This window comes from Endozoicomonas sp. (genome assembly GCF_051008435.1).
Classification (GTDB): domain Bacteria; phylum Pseudomonadota; class Gammaproteobacteria; order Pseudomonadales; family Endozoicomonadaceae; genus Endozoicomonas_A.
Window position 1 is genome coordinate 24,882 of sequence record NZ_JBPCXO010000484.1, and the last position, 9,982, is coordinate 34,863.

Here is a 9,982-nt window from a genome sequence, read left to right on the forward strand (position 1 = left end):
CAGAAAGCGGCAACTTACAGCCCTGATAAATCTCATGCCCTCAACCTCATGAATGCCGCTGGTATTGGCTCTACCTTGAAAGATACCAAGCTGCCTCAGGATACAGTGAATACCCTGATGAAAAGTGATGTAGCTGACCTGGGATTTGCACTATCAGGGTTTGGAGCACCGCTACCTGGCCTAAACGGTCTTGATACTGCCGGACTCAACCTGTTAGCCACTGTTCTAGCTCCTGAAGATGCTGCTGCCAGAAACAGTATTTTTGGCTGGATGCCTGAAAATTCCGTGAAGGGCAAAGATCCTGAACAAGCTTTTTTCAATGAACTGGAAACTGCTTTCGAGCTTGGTCTGAAAGCTGAGGGGTATACTTTTGTCAAATTCTCTGACGGGAAGAAAAAGATTGTTACTTATGTTTTTTACAACCCTTTAAAAGGTTGCGTTCTCGAAAAGAGTGCCAAGAGCCATAAGGATTTATGTGGCGTAACCGTTGCTGTATGGGGGCAAGAAAAAGGAGTAGCTCCAAGCTTTGTAAACCCAGGAAATTATCAAAGCTACTATTTCAGTAGTTATGGTCATAACTTTACCAGGTTCAGCTTTATTGGAGCTGCGAAGGACGACTTTACACAATTTGAAATTTTGAAATCCGTTAGTAAAAATATGCCGGACTGGGCTTTTATGTACCTAGCCCCAAAACAGATTTCTTTGAATGCTCAAAGCAGAAACCCTGTACCTCTAGTACTGGATCAGGGTGAGCCACTTTATTTCGTGATTTCCAATTAAAAGCATGAATCGACATTCTCAGGATAACTTAGCCAGTATCAGCTCAAGAGCCTCACCGTGTTTATCCAAAGTATTTTCAATGCCTGAAAAACGTTCACGAGTCTCATGTTTGAATTGGTCAAGATCATTAGAAATCTGGCAAATCCATTTCCCATGCTGTATCAGGAGTTTCCCATGCTGTTCCAAAAGCGCCCCATGCCGTTCCAGGAGTTCCCCATGATGCTCCAAAGTCTTTTGCTGGCTGTCCAAAGTCTTTTGCTGGCACTCAAACATCTGATCCTGTTTGTCAAATCTTTTGATCATTTCAGCACGAGTATTACTGGCAAATCTCACCAGTCCCGTAAGGGTATCCCTGATATGATCCAACTCTCCATTGGCATAAGACTCAGCCTTAACAGCCATAGAACAATACCTGTATCTGTAATTATGAGTAGATCAGCGTAGCACAAAAAAAAATATGCATGCATTCAGGAAAGTACAACCAACATGAATAATAACTAACGATGTATACCCATAATAACGATAAAAAGCTCATGGCACCGGTACTGGACCGATTACTGGAACCATCCAGTGACCGGTCAAGGCAAAACTTTCTCGAGCTGCGTCAGTTACGGGAAAGTGTTCGCAGAGATCTCGAAAACCTGCTGAACACTCGTTATTGCGTCATTTCTCCACCGACCGAGCTGACAGAAGTCAGAAAAGGTCTGCCTAACTATGGCCTGCCCGACCTGTCCACCATCAATCTGAATTCTTCCGAAGCGCTCAATCAGTTTTGCCGACAGGTCGAAAGAACCATTCTTCACTATGAGCCCCGTATTCGTTCAGTCAAAGTAGAAAGCAAAAGTACTATTGATCCCGAAGATCCAACAGTCCGTTTCCGTATGGAAGCCGTTCTGCATGCCACAGCGGCCCAGGAACTGTTGATTTTTGATTCTGCACTGGATCCGGTTAACCAGACCATCGACATTCTTGAAATGCAGTAAACGTCAGGAAGGAAATAACCAATGAGTGATAAATTACTCCCTCTGTATGAAAAAGAACTGGCGTTCGTTCAACAGTCTGCTGGCGAGTTTGCTCAACGTCACCCAGCCATCGCCGGTTCACTTCAACTGGATACCAATACGGTAGACGACCCACTGGTGGCTAAACTGTTGTCCGGCGTTGCCTACATGAATGCTCGTATACAACAGAAACTGGATGATGAGTTCCCTGAGTTAACAGAAGCCATGCTGGAAACTCTGTATCCTCACTACCTTCGCCCTATTCCTTCCATGACCATTGTTCAGTTTGAACCTGAACCCTTATTGGATGCACCCGCCAGTGTCCCTTCAGGAAGCTGGCTGGATACCGACCAGCATTCAGGTAACAGTTGTCGTTTTACCACCGCCTATGATGCACGGGTACCGGCCATTTCCGTCAAATCGGCTAACTTGATGCCCAGGCCTTTCATTGCCCCAGGATCCAATAAAGTCACTGATGCCAACGCCGTAATCAAACTGGAGTTTCAGGCACTGGCAGAGGAAGCCCCGATCGAAGAAATCGTTGACGACACCCTTCGCTTTTATTTGAAAGGACAGCCTCAACACGTTTACCCACTTTATGACCTTCTGCTGACTCGTACTGTCAAACTGGTCATGGCTCGAAGTGACGATGACCCTAACCCGGTCTATCTGGACAGCGAACAAATTCAAGCGGTAGGGTTCGAGGAAGATGAAGGCCTGATTCCCTATCCGGATAATGCCTTTCTGGGCTATCGCCTGCTTACCGAGTTTTTTGTATTTCCTGAGAAATTTCTTTTTCTTGATGTTTCCGGCTTTAAAAAAGCACTTCAGGGAAACCTTTCTCAGAAGTTCAATCTTTATATCTACCTGGAAGAAAGTAACGAAGAGCTTGAGCACCAACTGGCAGCCAGTATGTTTGCACTGGGTTGCACCCCCGCAATCAACCTGTTTCCCATGCGCGCAGAACCGATATCTCTGAATCATACTGAGTACGAATACCCGATTATCCCTGATATACGTAGAAAGGGAGAGCTGGAAACCTGGTCCATCGAGAACGTTGCCTGCACTGATAATGAAGGCAGCAAAAGGGAATTCACTCCCTTTTACAGCTATCGTCATCATCAGGTGGAAGCAGGCCAGACCGCATTCTGGAGTCCACGACGCCGTGAAGTGGTGGAAGGCGAGCACTTTAATGAGCAAGCCAGTGAATGTGCTATACGACTGGTTGATCTGGAAATGAATCCTTTTAAAGCTAAAAACAGTGTTTTACACCTGGATTTAATCTGCACCAATCGTAACCAGCCCAGAAAGCTGCCCACGGGTGGTGGACAGCCATTCTTTTCTATTGTTGATGGTGACGCACCTGCAGGCAGAATCATCTCTGTTACTCCGCCAACTACCGTGGTCAGACCGCCACTCAAAGACGGTGCATTCTGGCGGTTGATCTCTCATCTGAACCTGAATCACCTGTCCTTAAGTCGTGGCACCGATTCCTGTGAAGCTTTCAAGGAAATTTTACGACTCTATAATTTCAAGGATTCCGCCAGTACCCGAAACCTTATTGAAGCACTGAGAACCATGAATACACGAGCCATTACTGCTCCTATATCCATTGATAATACCGTCGTACTCTGTCGTGGAACGGAAGTAGAGCTTCAACTCGACTCCATGATGTTAACGGGCACCAGTCCTCTGCTGTTCAGCTCAGTGATTGAGCGTTTCCTCGGTGTTTACTGCACAATAAACTCTTTTGTTCGTCTGATTGTGACCCTCAGTGGCAAGGACGGTGAGTTTAAGCGCTGGCCTCCCAGGGCCGGAGAGAAGGCCCTGCTATGAGTAACAAAGAGAGCCTTTTTCAACAATTAAAAAGCAACCCACAGCAGTTTGATTTTTTTCAAGCGGTGAGGATGCTGGAACTCATCAGTCAGACAGAACGAGCCAAAGAAGAAAGCTTTGCCAGTCAGCCTGTCGCAGAGCTCGCCCCACCTCACAGAGAACTGGTGAGATTCACGGCATCCCACAGTTTTGGCTTTGCGGCTTCTGATATCACCCGCCTGAAACTCAAGGAACAGGAATCAGTTCAGGACCCTTCCTCCCGACACCAGTGGTCCATGGAAGTTACGTTTATGGGACTGATTGGCTCCCAGGGTGTCCTGCCTCACCATGTGGGTGAGACCGTTCTTAAAGAACTGAAAATGAGAAACCGGGGGTTGCGTGATTTTCTGGATATTTTTCATCATCGCACCCTGTCACTGTTCTATCGAGCCTGGAGAAAGTATCAGCTTCCGGCCAATTTCGAACGCAATAAACTGGAATCATTAGAGCGGGAAAGCCTGACACCTGAAAACGACGCTTACAGCCTGGCTCTGAAATCGTTGGCTGGGCTGGGAACAGACAAGGTACAGAATCGCACAACAGTCCCTGATGATATTGTTGCCGGTCTGGGTGGTTTACTGGGTCGCACTACCCCTACTGCCAGCGCACTAAAGAGCTGTATATTGCACCACTTTGGCCTGAAGGCCAGCATTGAACAGTTCATAGGAGACTGGTATCAGATACCCGGTGACCTGCAAACGCAATTACCTGGTAAAACCAACCGTTTTCAGGGAGTGAACAACGTTCTTGGTCAGAATATGGTGCTGGGAGCCCAAAGCTGGCAAATACAAAGCCGATTCCGTGTCGTACTGGAACCCATGAGTTATCGTCAGTACATGACTATTATGCCCGGCACCCGCAAGCTGGACTCAATGAAAGCCCTGATTCGAATGATGGCAGGTGCGGAACTGGATTTTGATATTTTCATTCAGGTCAGGGAAAAAGAACTTCCGCCACTGCAACTGGGGCAACGAGAAAATTATTATCCAATGCTGGGGCTGAACAGTCGTCTACAGGCTGATCAAGCCAGTGAACAATTAATTACAGTCACGGTTGCAGGTTGAAGATTTTGTAAAATAACTGTCTTTTTAAGTTAGCGTCCATAGAATATCGTTAGTGCTAAGGAAGCATAATTGCAGTTGGAGTAAAAGGAAGAAAATGACTGTTTTAAAAACAACCCATAATACTATTATTGCTGGTAAGTATTGCGGAAAACCCGTTTATTGCACACCCAATGCCAACGACATCTATCAAAACCTTCTTAAGCTTGCACGGACAGGTCATCATTGGGCACGTGTAACAGTAGAGGGAGTACAGTCACTTGCGTCAGGCAGACTTCATCAGAACAATATCTTTGTTCGACCAAACCATTTGGCCAGAGGCGGCACAGAAGAATTTGTGATGATTTTGCCAGGTTGCAAGGTGACCGTAGAGAAGCTGCCTAATGATAAGTTCAAGATTTTGCATTTTGATGCCGATCTAAATTTTTCTGAACTTCAAGGAGATGAGAAAAAGCCTAGCTTATATAGAGCTTCAAAAAGCCGTGATGGATGGCAAACCGCACTACAGCCGGATTACAAGATCTTGCCTGAGAAAGATCGATATGTAGCTATTTCAGATATAAGAAATGTTAGAAGTAGTAGTGTGGCTGAAGAAGTGGCTGACTATCTAGCTGATACACCCAATACAGGCAGTCAAAAGATAGATGCAAATGGCTTTGATTTACACTTCACTCCAGGCCAGAAAAGAGTTGGTGGTTTAGTTAATTATAAGGAAGCAATATCCCCTATTGAGGCAAAAAATTTAAATGAGTCAGCTTACCTCTTAGCTAGAGCAATGTACGATGCAAGAGATATTAAAGGAATTAGCTGGGTTTCTGAGTTTGGTGGATCTGGAATCTTAACCCAAGCAATGAAGATGCTAGCAGATCAGAAAGTAAGCCTTGAAAAACATACTATCTTTCTCTATCGACCAAGCACATCTCCAAATGAAGCCGTCCGTATAGCGCAACAACTTAACCTCAACTTAGACAGGAAGGTCACTCATACCCATCCACTCGATGTGATTGGAAACCGCGATCAGATCGAGATGATCATTAGTAGAGTTCGTTCTAAAAATGATAATTATAAGCTTAAATATTCGCCTTGGGATTTGTTAAGCTATGGAACAAAGCTGCAAGGAGCATCCACAACAGCATTAACTATCGCAGGTGTTTCAACGTTAGGTGTCTCCAACCCTCAAACTCTATTTTTTGTAACAGCAATTGGGGCAATAGCTGGATTTGGTAAGCTTGGAATGAACTTGACAGAAGGCTGGGCCCCTCGTCTACATAAGAAAACGAACAAGCTATTGGGGAAAAATTGAGATGTTGAACCTCATTAAATACTCTTCTCTCAAGCTGAAAGATGTAGAAGAGCCTATAGTGCCTCAAGGCCCTAGCTTCAACCAGTGTGGCTTGATTAAACATAATTTGGGAGGTAACTGCCTTCAGTTCAGATCACCAAAACACCGCCCAAGGAATACTTACTCCAAGTCCATCTATGAAAAGCGCTATAAAAATATGGAGTTCTATACAAAGCTCTCCAACAATCTAGAGATGTCTGATGAAAGCTGGCGATATCGAACTATTTTTATGAGGACTTGGAGCTATAATGGTTCCTGGTTCACTGGAAAAGTGTATCAGCAAAGCTTACACATCAACATTCTTGAGCCAAATCAAATCAACAAGAAGATTTCTTTTTTTCATCCAAGAGCCTTTGAAACGACAATATTACAGCTGTTGACTTCTTCATATTCTCATTATGATGGCTGTAACGCACGTATTGCACCTGTTAACTGGAAGCCTTTAACTCAGCATCCTATGCCTGCAGTAACATTTACAGTTTCTATCCCAATGCGTAGGCTTGATGACACAAAACAAATAGTCATTATTCCCTTCTCAAATCAACATCTTATTGAGTTTAGCTTTAGTTATGGGGGAGAATTCTGGAATGAAAGCAATCTTCCAGATGACGAACTGGTCAGTACTCAACCTCTTATTGAGTTACAGAATGACATTATTAACAGCATTCAATTGAATCTATCTCCTGAATCCCAAGCTCAATTTGATGCTGTTAAAGCGGAATGTCCTAATATGTCCCTTACGGATAATTTCCCTCCTATAGACTGGTCAGCGACAAGTAACTCAAAGCCGTAAGCTTTCATGTCGGAAGCAAGTTTAACGACCCGCTACCAACTCATAGCAACATCTGGCAAGCTAATAATCAAATGGCTTAAGCATGGTCAGAGAGACTGACTAAATAACGGCTCTCTGGCGGAGAAAGAACAAGAAAAAGGACGAAATAACAATATGATATCCCATAATCTTAAGGCTCTGGTGGACAAAATGTCCCCTGCCCTGCGCGATGCGCTGGAAGGTGCTGCCGGTCTTTGTCTGGCTCATAACCAGTACAATGTTGAACTGGAACACTGGCTGCTTAAACTGCTTGATCGCAGTGATACCGATTTTTACAGCTTGCTTGAATTGCATGAAGTCAATCCATCCACTCTGGCTAAACAACTGGCCTCTTCTATTGCAAAATTCAAGGGCGGTAGCAGTCGTCCGGCAGCACTTTCACCTTCCATTGTCGAAGGTGCCAAGAACGCCTGGATGATAGCTTCAGTCGACTGTGGTCATGGCCAGATTACTTCAGGTCACCTTTTGGCCGCGCTGCTGCTGGATGATCAATCACGCCGACAATTGCTGGAAAGCCTGCCTGTCCTGCGAGATGTTGCTCCAGAATCCATCAGAGAAACAGCAAGAGCTCGTGTGGGCACCACTGCAGAATCGGCATCAACGCTTTCTGCTTCCTCCGATTCGGGCTCAGGTGCTCCTGATACAACGGCAAAACCCACGAAAACCCCTTCACTGGACAAGTACACCGTCAATCTTACAGAGCGTGCTGCAAACGGTGAGATTGATCCGGTGCTTGGACGCGATGAAGAAATCAGACAATGTATTGATATTCTCCTGAGGAGGCGCCAGAACAATCCTATTCTCACCGGTGAGGCCGGTGTCGGTAAAACGGCTGTAGTAGAAGGTTTTGCACTGCGTATTGCCAACAAAGATGTACCTGATCCGCTGAAAGGTGTTGTTGTGCGAACGCTGGATCTCGGTCTTCTGCAGGCAGGGGCCAGTGTTAAGGGTGAATTCGAAAATCGTCTGAAATCAGTGATTGAAGAAGTGAAAGCGTCACCCACTCCCATCATTATGTTTATCGATGAAGCTCACACCCTGATCGGGGCCGGCGGTAAAGAAGGCCAGGGAGACGCAGCCAACTTGTTAAAACCCGCTCTTGCCCGAGGTGAGCTAAGAACCATTGCTGCTACCACCTGGGCGGAATACAAGAAATACTTTGAACGTGATCCGGCTCTGACCCGTCGATTCCAGGTAGTTAAAGTGGAAGAGCCTGATGAAGAAAAAGCCATCGATATGATGCGGGGTATTTCTTCTTCTCTCAACCACCACCACAAAGTCCGAATTCTTGATGAAGCGATTGTTGCTTCGGTTGTCCTCTCCCATCGTTACATCCCAGGGCGACAACTTCCTGATAAGTCCGTCAGTCTTCTGGACACCGCTTGTGCAAGGGTAGCTCTAAGTCAGACTGCTACACCTGCAGCCATAGAAGATGCACAGCGCAGGATTCAGCGTGCTGAAACAACGATAGCCATGCTGGAACGGGAACAGGCGGCTCAGGAGATTCACACCGATAGACTGGCCGCACTGCAGGAAGAAAAAGACAGTGCGACAGAAGAGTTAAGTAAACTTCAGGCTCAGTGGCAAAAAGAGCTTGAGCTAATCGGTAAAATTCGGGACATACTGGATCAGATTGACAGTAACTTCCTGGCTACCCAGCAACCAATAGAAGTCGACGCTGAGACCTCAGACACTATTGAAAAAGCTGAAGCACAAGAGACTGAAAACAGCGCGGAAAGCGAAGAAACTGCAACAGAAGAATCAGAAAATACGCTCTCAGACCAGGATATTGCCGAACTGAGAGAACAGCTGCAAAAACTGACCGCTGACCTGAAAGATATCCAGGGCGAACAACCCCTGATGCAGGCCAGTGTTGATGAGCAGGCTGTGGCTGAAGTTGTTGCCAACTGGACCGGTATTCCTGTCGGCAAGATGGTCAGTGACGAGATCAATGCCATACGTGAACTGGCTAATCGCATGAAGACTCGTGTCATTGGTCAGGATCACGCTTTGGAAGCCGTTGCTCAGGCGATCAAAACTTCCCGAGCAGGCCTGACCGATCCTCGCAAGCCTGTAGGCGTATTCCTGTTCGTAGGCACCAGTGGTGTTGGTAAAACAGAAACAGCGCTGACATTGGCTGATCAGCTGTACGGTGGTGAGCAAAACATCACTGTTATCAATATGTCTGAGTTTAAGGAAGAGCATAAAGTGTCCATGCTCCTCGGCTCACCTCCCGGTTATGTTGGCTATGGTGAAGGCGGTGTGCTGACAGAAGCGGCTCGAAGAAAACCTCACTCCATTATTCTTTTGGATGAAATGGAAAAGGCCCATCCGGGCGTCCAGGACATCTTCTACAACCTGTTTGATAAAGGCACCATCAAGGACGGTGAAGGCCGTGATATAGACTTCAAGAACTGTGTCATTATCATGACCTCCAATGCGGGCGAAGATGCAATCAGAGCCATTTTCAGTCAGGTTGAGGAAAAGCCGGAACCGGAAGTTCTACTGGATAATATCCGCCCTCACCTGTTGCAAAGTTTCAAGCCGGCATTCCTGGGTCGCACCAATCTTATTGCCTACTACCCTCTGGATGACGAGAACCTGATGAAGATCTCTGCAATCAATATGCACAAGATCGAGAAGCGTGTGACCGAACATTACGGTGCACAATTCAGCTACGATGATGAGGTACTGCTCCACATTGTTGCCCGCTGCCAGGAATCGGATACCGGTGCCAGAAATATAGAAAATATTCTGACCCGTTCTGTGCTGCCTGAGCTGGCCAGTGTCTGCCTGGCGCGTATGGCAGAAGATCAACCAATCTCCAGAGTTCATATTGGAGTCAATGACGATGGTGAATTTGACTATCAGTTAAGCTAAACCTTTCGCAGGCTGTCTTCACAGCCTGCTCTCTTTTCCTTATGCTAGGAGCCTGTCGGACTTAAGACTATTTCGGCCTAAACTCCAGAAAGAACGGCCCAATTATTCGATGAATTCGATTAAATAGGTCAACTATTCTCACGAATCCATCGAAGCTGTCTAGAACGCTCAAGACTGTCGACTCGTTCTACTGAAATTTATGCTCGAAAGC

At 46.1% G+C, this 9,982-nt stretch carries 8 protein-coding genes; 7 read left to right on the forward strand and 1 reads right to left on the reverse strand.

Annotation, left to right across the window (positions count from 1 at the left end; all coding sequences use genetic code 11):
* Positions 1 to 117 precede the first annotated feature (117 nt).
* Complete coding sequence (locus ACR2PX_RS23840) at positions 118 to 780, forward strand: hypothetical protein (RefSeq protein ID WP_434001847.1); 663 nt, start codon at positions 118 to 120, stop codon at positions 778 to 780.
* An 18-nt stretch (positions 781 to 798) separates the two neighbouring features.
* On the opposite strand, the gene ACR2PX_RS23845 is transcribed toward ACR2PX_RS23840, so the two are convergent.
* Positions 799 to 1,182, reverse strand: a complete 384-nt coding sequence (locus ACR2PX_RS23845) for a hypothetical protein (protein ID WP_434001848.1) — start codon at positions 1,180 to 1,182, stop codon at positions 799 to 801.
* A gap of 101 nt (positions 1,183 to 1,283) precedes the next feature.
* On the opposite strand from ACR2PX_RS23845, the gene tssE reads away from it, so the two are divergent.
* From tssE to tssH, 6 genes are all read left to right on the forward strand, one after another.
* Entirely contained in the window at positions 1,284 to 1,763 is a 480-nt protein-coding gene (gene tssE / locus ACR2PX_RS23850) for a type VI secretion system baseplate subunit TssE (RefSeq protein WP_434001849.1), read from the forward strand.
* Positions 1,764 to 1,784: 21 nt separating this feature from the next.
* On the forward strand, positions 1,785 to 3,617 hold the full coding sequence (tssF, locus tag ACR2PX_RS23855) for a type VI secretion system baseplate subunit TssF (RefSeq protein ID WP_434001850.1): 1,833 nt from the start codon (positions 1,785 to 1,787) through the stop codon (positions 3,615 to 3,617).
* The gene (tssG, locus tag ACR2PX_RS23860) at positions 3,614 to 4,720 is read left to right on the forward strand and encodes a type VI secretion system baseplate subunit TssG (protein WP_434001851.1); all 1,107 of its coding nucleotides are present in this window, start codon (positions 3,614 to 3,616) and stop codon (positions 4,718 to 4,720) included. Before tssF ends, tssG begins: the two co-directional genes overlap by 4 nt.
* Before the next feature lie 94 nt (positions 4,721 to 4,814).
* A complete protein-coding gene (locus ACR2PX_RS23865) occupies positions 4,815 to 6,020 on the forward strand; it encodes a hypothetical protein (RefSeq protein WP_434001852.1) in 1,206 nt (401 codons plus the stop codon).
* Position 6,021: 1 nt separating this feature from the next.
* A complete protein-coding gene (locus ACR2PX_RS23870; RefSeq protein ID WP_434001853.1) occupies positions 6,022 to 6,852 on the forward strand; it encodes a hypothetical protein in 831 nt (276 codons plus the stop codon).
* A gap of 153 nt (positions 6,853 to 7,005) precedes the next feature.
* Positions 7,006 to 9,771: a type VI secretion system ATPase TssH gene (gene tssH, locus ACR2PX_RS23875; RefSeq protein WP_434001854.1), complete on the forward strand. Its 2,766-nt coding sequence runs from the start codon at positions 7,006 to 7,008 to the stop codon at positions 9,769 to 9,771.
* The last annotated feature ends 211 nt before the right edge of the window (positions 9,772 to 9,982 follow it).

Excerpts from the sequence above, each read along its gene's own strand:
- ACR2PX_RS23840 (WP_434001847.1), top strand. The coding sequence starts at position 118 with ATGAAAAGTGATGTAGCTGACCTGGGATTTGCACTATCAGGGTTTGGA.
- ACR2PX_RS23845 (WP_434001848.1), bottom strand. The coding sequence starts at position 1,182 with ATGGCTGTTAAGGCTGAGTCTTATGCCAATGGAGAGTTGGATCATATC.
- tssE (WP_434001849.1), top strand. The coding sequence starts at position 1,284 with ATGTATACCCATAATAACGATAAAAAGCTCATGGCACCGGTACTGGAC.
- tssF (WP_434001850.1), top strand. The coding sequence starts at position 1,785 with ATGAGTGATAAATTACTCCCTCTGTATGAAAAAGAACTGGCGTTCGTT.
- tssG (WP_434001851.1), top strand. The coding sequence starts at position 3,614 with ATGAGTAACAAAGAGAGCCTTTTTCAACAATTAAAAAGCAACCCACAG.
- ACR2PX_RS23865 (WP_434001852.1), top strand. The coding sequence starts at position 4,815 with ATGACTGTTTTAAAAACAACCCATAATACTATTATTGCTGGTAAGTAT.
- ACR2PX_RS23870 (WP_434001853.1), top strand. The coding sequence starts at position 6,022 with ATGTTGAACCTCATTAAATACTCTTCTCTCAAGCTGAAAGATGTAGAA.
- tssH (WP_434001854.1), top strand. The coding sequence starts at position 7,006 with ATGATATCCCATAATCTTAAGGCTCTGGTGGACAAAATGTCCCCTGCC.